The organism is Bacteroidota bacterium, assembly GCA_016718825.1.
In the GTDB taxonomy this organism is placed as follows: Bacteria; Bacteroidota; Bacteroidia; order J057; family JADKCL01; genus JADKCL01.
Map to the genome: position 1 here is coordinate 155,173 of JADKCL010000016.1, position 18,993 is coordinate 174,165.

19 protein-coding genes are annotated in these 18,993 nt (G+C 48.2%); all 19 read right to left on the reverse strand.

The genetic code is table 11. The features are described 5' to 3' along the window. Positions 1-72: 72 nt before the first annotated feature. The 19 genes from IPN95_18910 to nrfD all read right to left on the reverse strand — a co-directional run bounded on the left by IPN95_18910 (position 73) and on the right by nrfD (position 18,984). A complete protein-coding gene (locus IPN95_18910; protein ID MBK9451439.1) occupies positions 73-1,440 on the reverse strand; it encodes a cystathionine beta-synthase in 1,368 nt (455 codons plus the stop codon). Positions 1,441-1,582: 142 nt separating this feature from the next. Continuing rightward, the gene (locus IPN95_18915; GenBank protein ID MBK9451440.1) at positions 1,583-2,914 is read right to left on the reverse strand and encodes a LysM peptidoglycan-binding domain-containing protein; all 1,332 of its coding nucleotides are present in this window, start codon (positions 2,912-2,914) and stop codon (positions 1,583-1,585) included. 267 nt (positions 2,915-3,181) lie between these two features. Beyond that, a complete protein-coding gene (locus IPN95_18920; protein ID MBK9451441.1) occupies positions 3,182-4,456 on the reverse strand; it encodes an O-antigen ligase family protein in 1,275 nt (424 codons plus the stop codon). Positions 4,457-4,514: 58 nt separating this feature from the next. Beyond that, positions 4,515-4,853, reverse strand: a complete 339-nt coding sequence (locus tag IPN95_18925; protein ID MBK9451442.1) for a DUF983 domain-containing protein — start codon at positions 4,851-4,853, stop codon at positions 4,515-4,517. A 143-nt stretch (positions 4,854-4,996) separates the two neighbouring features. After that, complete coding sequence (locus tag IPN95_18930; GenBank protein MBK9451443.1) at positions 4,997-5,320, reverse strand: hypothetical protein; 324 nt, start codon at positions 5,318-5,320, stop codon at positions 4,997-4,999. Between the two features lie 6 nt (positions 5,321-5,326). Continuing rightward, positions 5,327-5,878 carry a DUF420 domain-containing protein gene (locus IPN95_18935; protein MBK9451444.1) on the reverse strand — a complete coding sequence of 184 codons (552 nt, stop codon included), beginning with the start codon at positions 5,876-5,878 and terminating at the stop codon, positions 5,327-5,329. Further along, entirely contained in the window at positions 5,856-6,539 is a 684-nt protein-coding gene (locus tag IPN95_18940) for an SCO family protein (GenBank protein ID MBK9451445.1), read from the reverse strand. The genes IPN95_18935 and IPN95_18940 overlap by 23 nt, the downstream gene beginning before the upstream one ends. A 73-nt stretch (positions 6,540-6,612) precedes the next feature. Further along, a complete protein-coding gene (locus tag IPN95_18945; GenBank protein ID MBK9451446.1) occupies positions 6,613-7,299 on the reverse strand; it encodes an SCO family protein in 687 nt (228 codons plus the stop codon). 2 nt (positions 7,300-7,301) lie between these two features. After that, positions 7,302-7,694, reverse strand: coding sequence for a cytochrome C oxidase subunit IV family protein (locus tag IPN95_18950; protein MBK9451447.1), 393 nt, complete (start codon positions 7,692-7,694; stop codon positions 7,302-7,304). Positions 7,695-7,705: 11 nt separating this feature from the next. Further along, on the reverse strand, positions 7,706-8,107 hold the full coding sequence (locus IPN95_18955) for a cytochrome c oxidase subunit 3 (protein ID MBK9451448.1): 402 nt from the start codon (positions 8,105-8,107) through the stop codon (positions 7,706-7,708). 516 nt (positions 8,108-8,623) lie between these two features. Next, positions 8,624-9,223: a cytochrome c oxidase subunit 3 gene (locus IPN95_18960; GenBank protein MBK9451449.1), complete on the reverse strand. Its 600-nt coding sequence runs from the start codon at positions 9,221-9,223 to the stop codon at positions 8,624-8,626. A gap of 14 nt (positions 9,224-9,237) precedes the next feature. Then, positions 9,238-10,146, reverse strand: coding sequence for a protoheme IX farnesyltransferase (gene cyoE, locus IPN95_18965; protein MBK9451450.1), 909 nt, complete (start codon positions 10,144-10,146; stop codon positions 9,238-9,240). Between the two features lie 74 nt (positions 10,147-10,220). Further along, on the reverse strand, positions 10,221-11,198 hold the full coding sequence (locus tag IPN95_18970) for a COX15/CtaA family protein (GenBank protein ID MBK9451451.1): 978 nt from the start codon (positions 11,196-11,198) through the stop codon (positions 10,221-10,223). A gap of 11 nt (positions 11,199-11,209) precedes the next feature. Continuing rightward, the gene (locus tag IPN95_18975) at positions 11,210-13,078 is read right to left on the reverse strand and encodes a cbb3-type cytochrome c oxidase subunit I (GenBank protein ID MBK9451452.1); all 1,869 of its coding nucleotides are present in this window, start codon (positions 13,076-13,078) and stop codon (positions 11,210-11,212) included. Positions 13,079-13,117: 39 nt separating this feature from the next. Next, the gene (locus tag IPN95_18980; protein ID MBK9451453.1) at positions 13,118-14,740 is read right to left on the reverse strand and encodes a c-type cytochrome; all 1,623 of its coding nucleotides are present in this window, start codon (positions 14,738-14,740) and stop codon (positions 13,118-13,120) included. Positions 14,741-14,846: 106 nt separating this feature from the next. Continuing rightward, positions 14,847-16,352, reverse strand: a complete 1,506-nt coding sequence (locus tag IPN95_18985; protein MBK9451454.1) for a quinol:cytochrome C oxidoreductase — start codon at positions 16,350-16,352, stop codon at positions 14,847-14,849. Positions 16,353-16,377: 25 nt separating this feature from the next. Then, positions 16,378-17,058 carry a cytochrome c gene (locus IPN95_18990; GenBank protein MBK9451455.1) on the reverse strand — a complete coding sequence of 227 codons (681 nt, stop codon included), beginning with the start codon at positions 17,056-17,058 and terminating at the stop codon, positions 16,378-16,380. 5 nt (positions 17,059-17,063) lie between these two features. Next, positions 17,064-17,621, reverse strand: a complete 558-nt coding sequence (locus IPN95_18995; protein MBK9451456.1) for a DUF3341 domain-containing protein — start codon at positions 17,619-17,621, stop codon at positions 17,064-17,066. Beyond that, the gene (nrfD, locus tag IPN95_19000) at positions 17,611-18,984 is read right to left on the reverse strand and encodes a polysulfide reductase NrfD (protein MBK9451457.1); all 1,374 of its coding nucleotides are present in this window, start codon (positions 18,982-18,984) and stop codon (positions 17,611-17,613) included. The genes IPN95_18995 and nrfD overlap by 11 nt, the downstream gene beginning before the upstream one ends. Positions 18,985-18,993 lie beyond the last annotated feature (9 nt).

Here is an 18,993-nt window from a genome sequence, read left to right on the forward strand (position 1 = left end):
ATTGCCCATAAAACAAAGTGCGCACCCAGGTGGAGTGCGCACTTTGCTTGTAACGAAGATCAGCTTTGGCAATCAACCCGCCAAAACTGCAATCAAATCCGATTTGGTGATGATATGCAAGCCGCCATTGGCATCTTGCATCATGACCGCAGGGCAATCTTTGTTGATCATTTTGGAAATCAAGTCGATGCGCGTGGTGGGTAGCACAAACGGGAAAGGATCGCTCATACAATCCGCCACTGGGCTATCCTTCAGACTTGGGTCATCCAAAATCGTGTTGAGCACCCGGCTTTCATTGATGGTACCGACGACATTGCCGCCTTCTACCACCGGCAATTGCGTGATGCTGTGCTCACGCATCAGCAGGATCACTTCGGAAAGCGTGGACTTCGTGGAAACCGAAAACAAAGTATCCACCTTGCCCTTGCGATCCAGGATTTCCTGGGCGGTGAGCATATTGCCCTTGTCGATGAAGTGGTGATCGCTCATCCACTGATCATTGTAGATTTTTCCGAGGTAACGCGTGCCATGGTCAGGAAGGATCACCACCACGACATCGTCTTTGGAGAGTCCTCGGGCGTATTCCAATGCACCATGCATCGCAGATCCACAAGACCAACCCACGAACAAGCCTTCCAAACGCGCCAACTTACGGGCCATGATGGCAGCATCCTTATCGGTCACCTTGATGATTTGATCGACAAGACTCATGTTCAGGTTGGCAGGAAGGATGTCCTCGCCGATTCCTTCGGTGAGGTAGGAATAAATCTCATTGCGGTCAAATTCGCCGGTCTCGTGGTATTTCTTAAACACTGAACCATAGGTATCGACGCCCACACAAACGATGTTCGGGTTTTGCTCCTTGAGGTAGCGCGCGATGCCGCTCATGGTGCCGCATGTCCCCATACCGGCGACCAAGTGCGTGATTTTGCCTTCGGTTTGCGCCCAAATTTCGGGCCCGGTCGATTCGTAATGCGCCTCCTGATTGCTCAGGTTGTCGTATTGATTGGGATAATAAGAATTCGGGATTTCCTTGGAGAGGCGCTTGGCAACGGAATAATACGAACGGGGATCATCAGGCTCGACCGCAGTAGGCGTCACGACGACTTCCGCACCCATCGCGCGCAGGATGTCCATTTTTTCCTTGCTCTGCTTGTCGGGCATCGTGAAGATGCAGCGATAACCCTTGATCGCAGCAACAAGGGCAAGTCCCATACCGGTGTTTCCTGAAGTTCCCTCGATGATGGTTCCTCCGGGCTTCAACAAGCCTTTGCGTTCGGCATCCTGAATCATCTTGACCCCGATGCGGTCTTTGATACTGTTGCCAGGATTGAAATATTCAACCTTGCCCAAAACAGTGGGCTTTACGTGCGAAGCCACGTTGTTGATCTTGATAAGGGGCGTGTCGCCCATGGTCTCGAGGATATTATTCAGCCACATATCGTGTTCCGTTAATCAAATTAGGGAACCGAAAGCTATAAAATATTCACTAGAACCCAAACAATCAATCTAAATTCAAAAGAATGTCCGCGTTTGGAGACGCGGACATAGATAATTTCAGAATAATATTTTGCAATTAACGCTATTCACCAAATGGGATCACATAACGCAAACGCACTTCCGCGCCAGCCTCGCGAATCATCAAGTAATCCATGCACTTTGCACTCAGCCTGACGGTATAGGGATCCTTTTCTGGCAATTGATTAATGACCTCTACGAGGATGGATTGCCCCTTGTCAGGATAATCTACCCGGATATAGGATCCTGTGGGCAAATAGCGATGGAACGCATAGAACCGTGTCTGGTCGGTGGCAAAGTCTTGGATGGCTCCTACCCGACCCGTCTCCTCGACGCGTTTGTAACTTACGCCGGTAGATTTATCCTTGTAAACCGTCACTACTGCAGCCGAAGGGACTGTGGTCGCCTTTGGAGCTGTCAATACTTTCAAATCTGGAAATTGCTCGAGCTTCGGCGTGGAATCTTGTACTTGTTCGATCGCATCGATCAATGCCGTGCCCTGATTGGGATTCTCGTTGGAATCAGCCTTGACTCTCAAAGCTTGGCCTTCCTTGATGGTTGCATTTTCCAAGCGGTTGATTTTGCGCAACTCGCTCACGTCCATCCCATAGGTGCGTGCGATGGCAAACAGGGTTTCTCCTGGTTTTACGACGTGTACACCGGGTCCCGGTTTTACCTTGGTTGCGACTTGGTCGCCACCTCCATTGTTCGCTTCAACTGGCTTCACCGCATTCGGTGCGATATCTGCCGGATTGACATCAGCGGCTTTGGGAGCAGGCTCCTTTACTGCGACCACCACCTTGGGCTGTTCAACGGGTTTGACGGGTTCCTCGACCTTTTTTGGAGTCACGGTGGCCGTTCCGGATGCACTCACCCAAAGCTTCTGCCCTTCTTTGAGTCCATCCACCGAGAGACTGTTCCATTGCTTGATTTGATCAACGGACACACTGTATTTGCGCGAAACAGCGTAGAGGGTCTCCCCTTTTTGGACCGTATGTTGTTTTCTTTCTCCGCCGGATGGGTTTTGTTGTGCGCCGGAATTTTGCGCTGTAACGGGCTTGATTTCTGTTGGCGTTGGCTGTACAACCGTCGGCTTGGGATCTACCACTGTTTTCAATGACATTCCGGCAGCGGCTGTTCGGGAAGGCACCATCAGAATCTGACCCGCTTGAATCGTAGCCGCAGTCGTAGAATTCAACTCCTCCAACGATGCGACACTGACTCCGTACTCACGGGAGAGCTTGCCGAGATTGTCTCCTTTTGCCAATTTATAAAGGACGAATGACTTGCCATTCACGACCTTCACCCCTACTGAATCCCCTGGCATTGAAGCCATTAGTGAAGCTGGCATCGCCAAAGCCCCCAACAACAACGTTTTAATCCAACCTTGCTTCATTCTTCAAATCATTTGAACCACAAATTATCTTAATCCATCCCCAGATATCAACCACTTCTATCCCCAGCTTTTACGGAAGTGTACAGAGAAACGGACGGATTAAGGGAGAATTAGGAATGGAAAAAGGAGAATTTAGATAGGAGTGGCAATCGGCGTCACAAAAGAGATGCTCATCACGTCAGCCGTCGAACATTCCAAAGGGAATTTGAAAATGGGCCTACATCACAGGCAGTTCAAAATGCCCTTGAACTTTTCACTTTTCACTTTTCACTTTTTCACTCCCAGCGTCAGCATGAACACAGGTACAAGGAATCCGACGCCCACTTGCCGTTCAAGCGTGGATTCGCCCATCATCGCGAAGGTATAATTCAGCCAGAATGCCCAGAAAATCAGATCCTTGGGCCATGCCTTTGAAAGTATTGGATAAAACCAAGCCAATGCAAGCACCAAGAAGCCTACGATACCCAAACCAGCCAGATTTTCAAGGAATTGGTTATGTGGTTCCTGAAAATTTTCCGGACAGAGTTTGGTCTTGTCGATGACGTATTGATCGGTCATGTCTGCGTCCAAATCGGCTTTAGAAACCCCCAAAACAGGATGCTCCTTCCATAGGTTAATGGCAGTCTTCCAACTTTCAAACCTGGTTCCGATGCTCAGGTAATTGGGATCATGCCCTTTGAAATATTCGGTGACATCCATCGCCGTGTTGTCGATGCGGCGCTGAAAAGATTCCAATCCGAAATAACCCGCAACCGGCACCGAAAGCAGACCAATTACCAGCACCATGGAAAGCAGATAGCGCCTTTTGCGCAGCAAAAGCAACAATCCGAGGGTTAAAATGGTGAGGTAAAGGCAAACAAGGCCGGTTCTTGTGGTGAGCACATGCATTTCGACAAAACAAATCAACGAAAGCAGGAGTAAGACAAAGCGGTCTCCCTTGAACAGCAAAGGAGACGGCTGCATCGCGGACCAAATCCCTCCTAAAATCGAAAAGGACATGACCACACTGAAATAAATGTGCGGACTTCCCAGCCATACTTGCACCTCTTTTGATATTTCGATGCGGTGGTTGATTTCGGCTGCATTGACTACGTAATCGATCACGGTACCGGTTCCAGCGACAAAGGTTCCCAGCAACAACAAGCCAAGTGCAATTCGAACCTGCTTCAAAGAAAATGGTCCCAAAACGGCCAGACCATACATCCCAAGAAAAAGTGGAGCCTTGATGGTCAGGTCTTCCAGCCATCGCTTCATTGCAATATCCCTGGCCCACAGGCCGGAAACAAGCTCGACAAAAAACAACAACGACATAAAAACCGCTGGCTTGTGCGCCCAAAACCGACGCAATTGCTCCCGAAGTGGAAAAAGGAACAATCCAGCGACCATCACCATGATGATTCCGATGCTGAGCAGCGCCGGGGACGTCACGAGTCCAGCCATGCATAGGAGCACGCCTCCATAGGAAATCCTCCGCAGGATGTTTTCGCGGGGCATCAAAGGCTGCTCCTGCCCTTGCCAACCAATTCGAGTGGGTAATTGCATTTCCGCCAAACTACGGAAATTTAGATTTGGGATAAATGGAAGAAAAACGGGATGAGAACTATTCGGCGGTTTCCAATTTCTCCGAATGCAATTGGCCGTCTTCCCCGACATACAATTTGAACCTTCGCGCAAAACCGGGATCAAACCGCACACTACCAAGACCATGGAGCATTACCGTGCTTGCATATCGAAAAATGAGCGGAAGGAGGACGAGAATCAAGCCTACGATCAGTGCGATGACGGCCCATTCGTTCCAACTCGGAAACAGGAAAACGTATCCCAATGCACCTATCACCGAAATCAAAGAGGTAAAGCCATAGCCAATGTAGGAAGCTCCCATATAAAAGCCTGGTTCGATCACAAAATCCTGCCCGCAATGCGTGCATTCAGGGTACATTTTGTAGAACGCGTCGATACGATATGCTGGCTTTTCAAACAATTCGCCTTCACGACACCGCGGACACCGGCAATTTGCCAGTGCGAATAACCGTGAGGGAACAGCTGCTATTGGTTTGGGCTTTTCCATGACAGCAAGATGAGCTATTCAGCGGATGGTCTGCCTGTCGGCCGATGGTCTCCGATCACATCCTCGACTGTGGTAGTGGACAATTCCATGGCGTCGGCACGCTGCTTGCGGCGATAATGTACGACAACAACCACGCCGATGAGCAACAAGGATCCGTAGGGAAGTACAAAAAGGTACAAAATTCCAGTGTTGAGCCCCGCAACAATTTGATTGCCTTTGGCACCGTAATTGGATCCCGAAGTCACAGCAGCCTTGCACATGGGGCATTGCGCATCCGACAACTGCGGGAGAAAAATCATTCCAAAAGCAAGAATCAGGATAGCCAAATACTTTTTCATAGACGCTCAGTTTACCAATGCCGGATTAAACACATGCGCAAACAAATAAACAATGACACCCGTCACTGAAACATACAGCCAAATCGGCCAGGCCCATTTAACGATTTTCTTGTGGCTTGCGATAGAGTTGCTCAAACCGCGGTAGGTCGCAAACAAAGCCAATGGCACCACGGCCATCGAGAGTATGATATGCGAAAACAGGATCACCAGGTAGGTGACTTTCATCGCTCCGGTGCCACCAAATTTTACGTCTCCGTTAGCGCCGTGGTACAACACATAAGAAACGAGAAAAAAGATCGACAGCACCAACGCCGTGATCATCGTGGTCTTGTGTGCCTGGATATTCCCTTTTTTCACAAACAGAAGGGCCACAATCAGGAGTACACTTACAATGCTGTTGATACCGGCATTCATCGCGGGCAAAAAACTCAAATCCCCCACGAAGGCGGCGCCCCCAAAATCCGCGAACAGCAGCAACGCCACCAACGCCGGAACGACAACGCTCAACGTTGCGATCAAGGGAACAAAAAGCCTGTCATTTCTTTTGAGCGTACTCATTTTTCAATCGCTTAATATCCGCAATCACTGAATCAACTTCGACGGGATTGGTTCCATCATAGAATCCACCCCTGAATCTTCCCTCCTTGTCCACCAGGCGCAGCGTATTGTCGTGAACGAACTTGATCGTCTTGTCCTCATCTTCTGTGGCGCTGAAGAAAAAATCTTCATGTTCAACCTTGTAAAGGTCGGTTTTGTTTCCTGTCAACATATACCATTGGTGCGGTCTCGCCCCATACTGTGCTGCATAGACTTGAAGGATGGAAAGCGAATCGTACTCAGGATCAACCGAAAACGAAACCAACTTCACCTCCGGATCGTCGGCAAATGCAGTTTGAATTTTTTGAAGGCCTTGGCTCAATTTGGGACAAATGCTCGTGCAAGTCGTAAAAAAGACATCCGCCACCCAAATTTTCCCGCGAAGGCTGTCTTGCGTAATGGTGTTGCCGGTCTGCGAAACGAATGAAAATTTGCCAACGGTCTTAATCACTGAATCCTGCCCGCCATCGGGATTGGGAACCATGATCGGAAGTATCTTGACTGAAGTACCAATTGGTGATGTCGTTGGAACCCCAACCACATAGTACATGATCATGTAGGAGATTCCGGCTCCAATCAGGATGGTAGCCAAAATGAACAGGGGACGTGCATTCTTTCGCAAAACCTTCGTCGCTAAGTTAACCGAGGCAAAAGTAATGCGTTTCCATGAAACGCAAACAGTGGATTACCCAGAATCACTGGGGAGAATGCGCTCCGGAACGCATGTCGGCAAGCTCCTTTTGCAAAAAGACCATGTGCTGTGCCATGGTTACCATTTCATTTTCTGCAGCACTGTGGTAGATGCTGCCACGGAGATGACCATCCCAATCCACCAAACGAAAGGTGCGATCCGTCAGGCCCTTCTCAGACAATGCTTTAGGATCCGTCGGCAGGAATTTGAGTTCCTCAATCAGAAATTTTGAGAGAACAGCTGGGTTGCCTGTCAAAAAGTACCAACGACGGTCTGCCTCCAATTTCTCAGCATAGGCCTTCAAAACAGGAACGCTGTCGTTGGCGGGATCCACGGAAAACGAAATAATCCGAATGTCAGGATCCGTGGGGAAATCCTTGGTGAGGAGTTGTTTGATGTAAGCGTTTTCAATGTCGCAAGCATCGGAGCAATTGCCATGAAAAACGTTGGCCAACCAGATTTTCCCTTTCAAGGAATCCATCCGGAGGGTATCTCCCCGATGAGAGGCAAAAGAAAAATCACCCACAGCCTTAAACACCGAATCCAGACTTCCGTCCGGATTCGGTATTTTTTCGCTAATAGTTTCGATGGGTCTATAGTTCTGCGTTCCAAATGCCTTGATGAAGACATAGATCAAAATCGGAAAGATGAGGATCAGGAACAGAACAAAAAACGCACGGTATTTTTTCATTTCTAGAGGCCCAAGAACCAGCCTTTTCCGTAGAATCCACCTTCGATCAACAGGGCAAGAATCAGCCACAGAACGAAAGTAAGGGGAATCAGGATGGTCATGATGAGGCTTTTAACTTCATCTTTTAAGTGCATGAAGGTTCCCACGATGTAGAAGGCCTTCACCAACGTCATCAGAATGTAGGTGATATTTCTGAATGCACCCCTTGGAACGGTAAATGCGATCACAAATTCGATAGCGGTCAGGATGAACAGGATCCAAAACACCTGCCAGATTTTCTTTCTGGTAGTGACACCCGCGGCTTCATCGTGATGCGTATGGATATCAGGGTGGGTGTATGGGCTCTGATCGTTGTCATAGCCCTTTGAATGCGCATTGTGATGTGTATCTGACATAACTTTTCAGATTAGACGAGGTAGAAAAAGGTAAACACAAACACCCAAACGAGGTCCACGAAGTGCCAGTAAAGACCGACCTTTTCGACCATTTCATAGTGTCCACGACGCTGCAGTTCTCCGTTTTTGGTCCACTTGTAGATCAAGTAGTTCAAAAACACACCTGAAGCCACGTGCGTGCCGTGGAAACCGGTGATGAAGAAAAACAAATTCGCAAAGGATGGATTTTGCGCATACTGATTGACAGTAAGGTTTGCACCACTGATGATGACCTCTGGATTTACCGAACCGTCTGGCAACAAAGAAGCCGCAGGAACCAATTGCTGGAACAAGGCAGTATTTTCAGGTGCCATCAGGTTTACCCCAAGGTGATCCACGCCGTTCATGATTTGAAGTCCACCATCGCCGGGCATAAACTGTGCAACCGTGCCGTCGAGCAAATGAATTGCTCCTGCGATATGGTGCGCACCATGTGTACCGATGATAAAGTGATACCATTCGTAGGCTTGGCAAGACAAAAATGCCACACCGCCCAAAATGGTCCAAAGCATGTATTTCTCAACCGCCTTTTGATCCATGCGATGCCCTGCCTCAACTGCAAGCACCATCGTAACGGAGGAAGCGATGAGGATAAAGGTCATCAATCCAACGAATGCAAGCGGGGCCTCGATATGAAACAATTCATAGAGCCCAGGAAAGTGGGTAAATACCAGTTCCGGGTTTGCCCAAGGGGTGCCACTCGCAAATCGAATCACACCATAAACTGCCAACAAAGTCGAAAAGGTGAATGCGTCTGACATGAGGAAAAACCACATCATCAGCTTGCCATAGGTTGCCTTGAAGGGCTTCCGGCCGCCATCCCATAGTGACTTCGGAATTGTCGCTGTTTGAGCCATTTTTTAAGCGATTGAGTTAAGCCATTTCAGATTTTATACCAACGGATTGCCCTGGTTGAGCAACAAAAATATAAATAAATACAACCAGAGCAAACCCAAAAAATGCCAGAAAGTCGCAGCATTTTCGATTCCAACGATGTTTCCCGGGTGGTAACGGTTGCCCATCAGGCGCACGTACACGTAACCCATGAAAATTAAGCCTGCAACGATGTGTAATCCATGCAGGCAGGTGATAACGTAAAGGTAATTGCCGGAGTTACTGCCGCCCGCTCCAAAAACAACACCTTCTTCAGTCAAATTGAACCAAGCCACCACCTGACCGGCCAAGAAAATCAGTCCCAACAACATGGTGAGGCTGAATCCTATTTTGGCCCTGCGGAAATCGCCTTTTCGCGCCCCCCAGAGCCCAATTTGCAACATCACACTTGCCACCAACAAAATGCCTGTATTCAACCAGAGCACTTTAGGCATGGAAAAGTAATGCCACATATCCTTGTCGCTTTCGATGCCTTTGCTCACAATGTAAGCACTCGTCAAAGCACCAAAAAGCAATATGATCGACACGATAAACAGCCAGAGATTAAATTTCGCTGGATGAATGATGTACTTCTTCTCGTTCGCTTCCACTGCCATTCCGCCCATATCCATTAAAACTTATCGATCAACATGGCTATCTGCACAATCGGCAAATAGATAAACGAACCAAACATCAATCGGCTTGCCGATTTGATGGTTCGCGTTTGCAACAAGATGAATGCCTGAATGCTAAATCCGGCACCCGCCAAACCCAGCACAACCGTTGTAATCCATCCCGACATTCCAACCGCCAAGGGCAAAATCACCACCGGCACTAATAGAAGGGTGTAAACAAGGATGATCGATGCCGTAAAGCCACTACGACCTGCATTGGAAGGCAGCATTTTGAAACCAGCCTTTTTGTAATCGTCCTCCAAAACCCAAGCAATTGCCCAGAAATGCGGGAATTGCCAAAGAAATTGCATCAAAAACAACACCAAGGCCTCAGTGCTCAAAGTGCCCGTCGCGGCAGCCCAACCGATCAGCGGTGGCATTGCACCGGGAAACGCACCCACAAAAACAGCGATCGAGTTCACGCGTTTCAAAGGCGTGTACACGAAGGCATATAGCAACAATGCAATCACGCCGAGCAGCGCTGGAACAAGTCCTTCGAATACCAAGCCCAACAATGTAATTCCGGCAGAACCGCAAACCAAGGCAAAAATCACCCCTTCGAGTGGTGAAATTACCTTTTTGGCCATCGGACGGTTTTGTGTGCGGGTCATCAAACGATCATACTCGGCCTCAATGACTTGGTTGAGCGTGTTGGAGGCGCCCGTGATTAAAAAACCACCCAAGCCGAGCGCAAGCACTGTCCAGAGATTAATCCCCACAACATTGGGGGCCATCATGTAGCCGAAAATCGCTGAGAAAACTACAAGCAAAGTAAGCCTGGGCTTTACCAATTGCACGTAAGCCTTCACGCGGGCCGGAAATCCCGTCCTAGCACTTTCCGTTAATGTAGCGTTGCTACTCTGCATCTATCTTTGCTCCCAAAAGGAGTTATCAAAACCAAAATCTTCAATCCAACAATCAATCCAACTCGCCTTCAATTTCATCCGTTGTCTCGCGACTTTCCGACGAGGTGAATCCATATTGCAAATTCAGCTGCAAAGATCAAGTTGGCAAACAACATGTGCAAAGGTTGCACGGCTGCAGGCAAGTCAAAATTTGCAAGTACCAACCCGAATACAATTTCGGCAGCAATTGCGACGATCAACCCGATGGAGAGTCTTTTCATCATCGGATGGCTGCTGAAATGATTCAACACACTTCGAATCCAAACAGCAACCAAACCCGCCATGACTAACCAACCAATCTTATGAATCGAATAGCTCAACGAACCTTGCAACCATTCTGAACGTTGGGACATTCCCACCTGCTGTGCGACGATGTCCACGGACTCACGCACTTTGGTACCAATCAGGATTTGGAAAACCGTCATAACAATGACTGCCAATCCAAGCCAAACGAGTTGCTTTGGAACCTTCTTGACTTCCGTTGCTTCAGGATAAATCCTTCTGCCGACGAGATAATTGGCGAGAATCAACAAGGCAACGATCACCATTGCAACCAGAAGGTGAATGGTTACCATCCCTCCTTCCAAATTCTTGTCGACCACCAACTTTCCGAGCCAAGCTTCGAAACCGGTCAGCAACATCGCCACAAAACTCAGAAGGAACACACGTTTGTCCTTGCGCACAAAGCTCAACGACAAAACCGCGGTCAGAAACATCAACAACCCAATGGTAGCACCGACGAGTCTGTTGACATATTCAATCCAAGTCTGAAAGGCGTTAAACGTCTTCGATTCAAATTGCGGATGACTTTCAAAAAACGACTGTGGAATTTCATCCACTTGGGTTGGTGGCACAAAAAGTCCGAAACATTTGGGCCAGTCGGGACATCCCATCCCTGAACCAGTGCTACGCACAATTCCGCCAACCAGTATCAAAAACAAAACAGCACCAACCGAAATCGTTGCAATACGTCTGTACCAAAGTTCGAGCGGTGCTGTCTTGTTATCTTTCACCATCTCAAAGATCAATGCGCCACCGTTTCACGGGAAGGTGTCGTCGTTGGATCCGGCGCGCCTTCAAACCATTCTGGATCATTGTCCGGAATATGCATGGGCAAATAATCGTGCTTCAATCCTGGGCGTGAGTAATCGTATGGCCAACGATAGACCGTTGGAATTTCGCCAGGCCAGTTTCCGTGACCAGGATGGATTGGCGTCGTCCACTCTAGGGTATTGCTACCCCAAGGATTCATCGGCGCTTCTTTGCCACGACGGATACTTACAAACAAGTTGTAAATGAAGATGAATTGTGCAAAAACTCCAATGATCGCGGAAATCGTAATAAACTGACTCAAATCCATATAGGCTTCAATGCCTGTAAACTGGAAAGTTGAATACGTGTAATAACGACGTGGAACACCGCCCATACCGATGAAGTGCATCGGATAAAACACAAGATACAACGAGAGAAAAGTGAACCAAAAGTGTAGCGTTCCTAATTTAGGATCCATCATTTTACCAAACATTTTTGGAAACCAATGATAAATCCCAGCGAAAAATCCAAACGCTGCGGCAGAACCCATCACCATATGAAAGTGGGCTACAACGAAGTAAGTATCATGCAAAGGAATATCAATTGCAGCATTTCCTAGGAAAATACCTGTTACACCACCGGAGATGAACATCGAGACCAATCCGATCGAGAACAGCATTGCAGGCGAGAACTTCAAGTCACCTTGCCAAAGTGTAGTGATGTAGTTAAATGCCTTTACCGCTGATGGAACAGCGATGATCAGCGTTAGCAACATAAATACAGTTCCTAACCAAGGGTTCATGCCCGTTACATACATGTGGTGTGCCCACACAACAAAGGACAAAATACCAATTGCCAACATGGATCCAACCATCGCGCGGTAACCAAAAATCGGCTTACGCGACATCGTCGAAATGATCTCAGAGGTGATCCCCAAGGCAGGCAACAAAACGATGTACACCTCAGGGTGGCCCAAGAACCAAAACAAGTGTTGGAAGAGCACTGGAGAACCGCCTTCATTCGGTAGAGCCTCTCCTCCGATGTAGATGTCACTCAAGAAAAAGCTCGTTCCGAAATTCCGATCCATCAACAACAACAAAGCCGCTGCAAACAAAACGGGGAATGAAAGCGTGCCCAAGATCGCTGTTATCATAAAAGCCCAGCAGGTCAGCGGCAGTCTTGTCATCGACAAACCCTTGGTGCGCAGGTTAATGATCGTTGTGATATAATTGATTGATCCAAGTAGTGAGGATACAATGAAGAATGCCATACTCACCAAGAACATGTCCATGCCTAATCCCGAACCTGGATTAGCTGCTGGTAATGCACTCAACGGAGGATAGATCGTCCATCCACCACCTGCAGGTCCGTTGGTCACAAAAATGGAACCCAACATGATAACCGACGAAAGGAAGAAGAACCAGTAGCTCAACATGTTCATGAACCCGGAGGCCATGTCTCTTGCGCCAACCTGAAGCGGAATCAAAAAGTTGGAGAATGTGCCACTCAACCCTGCAGTGAGTACGAAAAACACCATGATCGTTCCGTGCATCGTAACGAGGGCGAGGTAGAAGTTCGGATCCAACTTACCGCCTTCGCCCCACTTGCCAATGATCGACTCAAGCCAAGGCATTTCTGCGTCGGGCCAAGCGAGCTGTAACCTGAAGATCAGGGACATAAACAGACCAACCATTGCCATGAATATGCCCGTGAACATAAACTGCTTAGCAATCGTCTTGTGGTCTTGGCTAAAGACATACTTGGTAATAAAGGTCTGCTTGTGATGCTCGTGCTCATGATCGTGATCATGACCGTGTGCCTCTTCGTGACCTCTGTCTAATGTAATTGCGTGATCTGCCATAACCGCTATTAATATCGCTATCGCTGACTTCTAATGTTATTATTTGAGAATTCCTACGTTGCCGTCCTGCACGACACCTTCCTTCAACCCTGCAACTGGAGATTCAACATCCAATTTGGGAGCTTCCGTTCCAGGAACATATAGTGTGGTTTTACTTGCCTTGGCGACCCAAGCTTGGTAGGCTTCAGGTTCAAGGACGACGACAACCTTCCGCATGGAATAGTGGCCACGACCGCAAACCTCCGCACAGGCAAGTTCGAAATCGAACTTATCAGCCTTGTGAATGGTATCAGTTACTGATACATCCATTGTAGCAATAGTACCATCGCTCAATTTCTCACCCTTTTTGATCGTGGTTGAAACGACCGTATCCACTTGGCTCCAGTAAGGATTGCCCATCAAGAAATCACGGTATTCCTCTGTCGTTTGGTTGGTGACAAAGTGGAAACGTGTATCCATGCCAGGTACAGCATCCATTTTCACTCGGAAGTGCGGGAGGTAAACGCTGTGCAACACGTCGCGTGACCGAATTTTCAAGTCCACCGTGGCACCTTTGGGGATAAACATGGTATCTGAAATATAGTCATCATGCGAAGCGATATGCTCTGCGCTCAAATCAACACCTAAAATGTTGTCACCACCGATTCTGCGAACGTCTATGTCGCCAAATTTCTCATCGGCACCTGCGTACCGAAGAATCCAACCCCATTGCTGACCATTCACTTCTACTTTGACAGTTGGGCCATCAGGAGGCGTCATGATGGAAGTCCAAGTTTTGATGCCGAAGATGATTAAAACGGCCAACACAACAGCAGGCACTACAGTCCAAATCAACTCCAACTTGTGATTCTCAGGATAGTACCTAGCCTTGCGACCACCGTCCTTGCCGTACTTGTAAGCAAAGTAAAACAATACTCCATTTGTCAGCACAAAAACTGTGTAAACGACAACCATGGTAATCCAAAAAAGTTGGTCTATCTCCACGCCATGCACCGAAGCACTGTTAGATGCCATAAAATAAGGTTGGAACACTTGAATACTCCAAGTCGATGCGATCAACCCAACGACAAAAAAGCCCAACATCAACCTTGCATTCAACTTGTCAAGGTTGATTCCAGCAAAAAACTCGACACCACGCAGACGTGCCACTTGCATCGCAATGTTGACCATCAAGATCACAATCACGAAAATCAACAAGCGAAGCCAATTCCAAAGGGAACTCAGGGATTTATCATCTGAAATGGCAATGCTGTTATCAGTACCTACCTTGGGGCCTGCGACAACATAGGAATCAATCCATGCAAAGATGTCGTCAATCGATTCCTTCGACAAGGCTGGAAATGGATCCATTGCACCTTTGGCATTCTCGTTCCAAATCTTGACGGCATAGGCATCGCCCTCCTGAATCAATTTGGCAGAGTTGGCTACCCAACGGTATTTCCAATCACCGCCAGGAATCCTATTGGAAACTCCCATCAAGGCGGGGCCGGTACCTTTCTTATCCAGTTGTGCATTGTGGCACCTGGCGCAGTTTGCATCAAAGGCAATCTTACCTTTTGCGGCATCTGCAGCCAACACCGAACTGTTGATTCCCAACAGCATCAGCAATGATGCGGCTGCCAAGATCGCGCTACGCAGTTTCCCTGCAATGCGAGATCCCATGTTTTCTCTTATCGAGGATTTTGCTCGGAAATTCATATCAATTTACCTATGCTATCCTATGCTCATTAACCAATTTCAAATCCAATTTGTTCTGCACGACCACCCATTAAACCCCAGTGGAATGGTGCAAACTTTCTTCGTAGAAGGGGTGATTGCGTGGTTCCATTTTCAGCCCGTTGAATCCAGAATAGACCACGAACAGGAAGATCGAACCAAATACGCAGGTAGCACCTGCAGCCATCAACATCACCGAGAAGCCGCCTTCAGCGCCCAGTGCACCTGGCACGAGCAACAAGAAAGCATCCAAGAACCGGCCTAACAACATTACCCGTCCTGCGGAACGAAGCGATTCAGCCTTACGTTTGGCATCACGCGTCATCAAAGCAATGAATGGGAAAATGAAGTTGATCAACACGTTGATTCCAAAAAGTACGCTGTAGTTTTGGAAGCGGTGATAATAGTAGATCGTTTCTTCAGGGATATTCGCATACCAGATCAACAGGTATTGTGACACCCAGATGTATGCCCAGAATACACTGAAGGCAAACATGAACTTACCAATGTCATGCAAGTGATCGGCGCTGAAATTCGGAAGGTAACCCTCCTTCTTCAAACCAGTCGTGATGAACATTGTCACCGTCATCCCACTCACGAACAATCCTGCAAAGCAATACACTGCAAAGATGGTACTGAACCAGTGCGGATCGACGGACATGATCCAGAGGAAAGCCCAAGCGGAGAATCCAAAGCCGAAGAGTACCAAGAAAAGGATCGAGGTGCCTTGTGACTTTTTGTGATAGGTTAATCCACCATTTGCTTCCTCAGCCAAGCTGTTCGAGCGAAGCATGTGGCCCAAAAATGCCCAAATGCCCACCAACAAAACGCCAGTTCCGAGGATAAATGCGACATTGAGGAAGGCACTCTTGTGCTGAATCAATGCGTCGTGTGCTGCGGATTCGGCTTGCCAGTCATAAACAGCGGCACCGAAGGCGAAAAACACAATCAGCAAGATGACCGATCCAATTGGAAGAAAGCGATAGAAGCTCTCAAGTACACGTTTGAACATCACATACCAACCTGCATTCGCCGTGTAGCTGACAGCCATGAAAAATACGCCAAACAATGCGACCGCAAACCACAGGTACCCCCCAATCACCAAGGCTACGCCGATCTTCGATGCAAGGGTTACCTCCTTTTCATGATGATTGGCAATAGCCTGATCGTCATGAAACTGCGCACGGCGCCAAGTTCCGCCCTCCGATTTGGTATCATGAATGACATGGCCGCCATGACCACCTTCGCCAGCTGCTTCATGCCCTTCAGCATTGCCATGGCCTTTTGGTGCAGCTTCATGCCCAGCAGATGCATACTGCGCAGTTACCTTTTCAGCTGCAGAACCATGATGCTCAGGTTTCGAACCTTCTTCATGATGCTCTTCTTTTCCAGCAGGTGCAGCAGCTGCTTCACCTTCTTCAGATGGAAGCTTTACCAACGATAGCACGATGCCCAAAATAAAGAGCACCACTCCTACTGCGGCGAGGATTCCAAAGTTTCGCGTATGGTTGCTCCCCATGCGAAACGGTTTCAATTCTTCAGATGCTTGATGCGCCATTTTCGTTTTATTATCTAATTGGCGATTACTTTCCATTGCCCTTGCCTTTGACAGCAGGTGCAGCAGGATCTTTTGGTACTACATTCAACACTGCTGCGCTGTCACTCGCTGTCGAGTCACTTGCAGCCGCTCCTTGAAGGGTGCGCACGTAATGCACAATCTTCCAGCGGTCTTCATATTGGACTTGGGAGGTATAGCTTCCCATCACGCCACGACCATATATAATGGTGTGATAAATTTGACCGTCAGTATAACCCTTTAACTTATCGCTGTCGTAAGCCAGCGGCTTGATCGCAGGATTTTTCGTCACTGGGCCATTGCCAGCACCGGTTTTACCATGGCATGCTGCACAAAAGCGCACATAAAGCACTTCGCCTTCGGCCAACACTGCAGGCGATTTTTCTATCGGGTTGGGGTAATTGATCACCTCAGCCGTCGCACGCATGGAGTCGCCTTCGGCGTATTCAAACCCCTGCAAATAACCACCGCGCGGTACAGTTCCGTCCGGCGGCGCCTGCATCGTCTGATGATTGAAAAACGGGGTGATGCTGTCCCTCACCTGCTTGAAAGGCTCATAAGGAATGGCCTCGTACATTTCAGGTGCATACTGAATCCCCGGATCATTGGGATCACGTCCACAGGACACTGCCAAAGCAGCCAATCCTAGGATCGCACCGATGCTGAATATGTGTTTTGGATGCTTCATGAGTCTTAAAACACGTCAAAGTAAGGGTCGTTAACTTCTTGTTCTGCAACCTCGTAGGCGCCAGAGTGCAACAAAATTTCTCTTGCTGACGTTGGGTTGCCTTTCAATTGCTTCTGATCAATCGCGAGCACAAATACATCGTCCGTAATGCGCTGATCAAACAACACTGGCGTTTTCCAAGGAAACAGCTTATTCACAAACAAAAAGGTAAATACCATCCCGAATGCAGCGAAAAGCACTGTCAACTCAAAAGTCACCGGCACCAGGGCAGGGCCTTGGAAAAATGGTTTGCCACCGATGTCCATCGGCCAGTCCCAGACCAGCATGAACACTTGCAACAAAATGGCGCACAACATTCCCGTCAGGCCAAAGAAAAACGATGCTACTGTCAAGCGTGAACGCTTAAAGCCCAGAAGTTTTTCCATGCCGTGGATAGGAAACGGCGAATACACATCATAGACCTTGATACCCTCGGACTGCAAGGCAGTAACCGAAGAGCTCAAGGCTGCGGGCGTTTTGAATTTGCCCAGCAAAAATTTCACAGAATGATTCTCAGTGCTCATCTTGTTGATTATGAGGAATATGAATCAATGTTTTCACTTCAAACATGTTCACCACAGGGAAGAACTTAGCAAAGGCAAAGAAGAACGTGAAGAAAATTCCAAATGTGCCCACGAAAGTTCCGATCTCTATCCAAGTTGGTGTATACATCGCCCAGCTTGAGGGCAAATAGTCTCGGTGCAAAGAAGTCACGATAATTACAAATCGTTCAAACCACATCCCGATGTTCACGAAGATGGACAAGATGAAGGTCGCCAGCATGCTTGTGCGAATCTTCTTGATCCAGAACAACTGTGGAGAAATTACGTTGCAGGAAATCATGATCCAGTAGCTCCACCAGTAGGGACCAAAAGCACGGTTTACAAATGCGAAGCTCTCAAAGTGATTGCCAGAGTACCAAGCGATAAAAAACTCTGTGCCGTAGGCAATGCCGACCAAAGAACCTGTCAAGATCACAATTTTGGCCATTGCCTCCATGTGATTCATGGTGATCATGTTTTCCAATTTATACACCTTCCGCGTCACAACGAGCAAGGTCTGCACCATTCCGAAGCCGGAGAAGATTGCACCCGCCACAAAGTAGGGAGGGAAAATCGTCGTGTGCCAGCCAGGAATTACAGAGGTTGCAAAGTCCATCGACACAATGGTGTGCACAGAAAGCACCAGTGGAGTTGAAACGCCTGCTAAAATCAAGGAGACCAATTCGAAGCGGTACCAAGTTTTTGCAGATCCATTCCATCCCAAAGAAAGTCCGCCATAAACCATCTTGGCGATCTTGTTTTTGGCACGGTCACGTACCGATGCAAAGTCAGGAACAAGACCCAAATACCAGAACACCAAGGATACCGAGAAGTAGGTCGAGATTGCAAATACGTCCCAAAGAAGCGGTGAATTGAAGTTCACCCAGAGCGGACCACGCGTATTCGGCAGAGGGAAAACCCAAAATGCACCCAACCAAGGTCGACCCATGTGAATCATCGGAAAGATCGCCGCACAAATCACCGCGAAAATGGTCATCGCCTCAGCAGCACGGTTGATTGAGTTTCGCCAAGTCTGACGGAACAACAACAAGATTGCCGAAATCAAGGTACCTGCGTGACCGATACCCACCCAGAACACAAAGTCCGTGATGTCAAAGGCCCAACCTACAGTCTTGTTCAGACCCCAAGTTCCGATACCGTACCAGATTGCATAGCCAATGCAAAACAGTCCGATGCCTAAAGCCGTCATGGAAATCATCATTGCCAGCATCCATAGCTTGGCAGGTTTGTTTTCCAGCGGCCTCAAAACGCCTTCGGTGACATCGTGGTAATTTAAACCACCTAACACCTCTTGGCCTCTTAAAGGAGAAACGTGATGTGACATTTCGTTTCG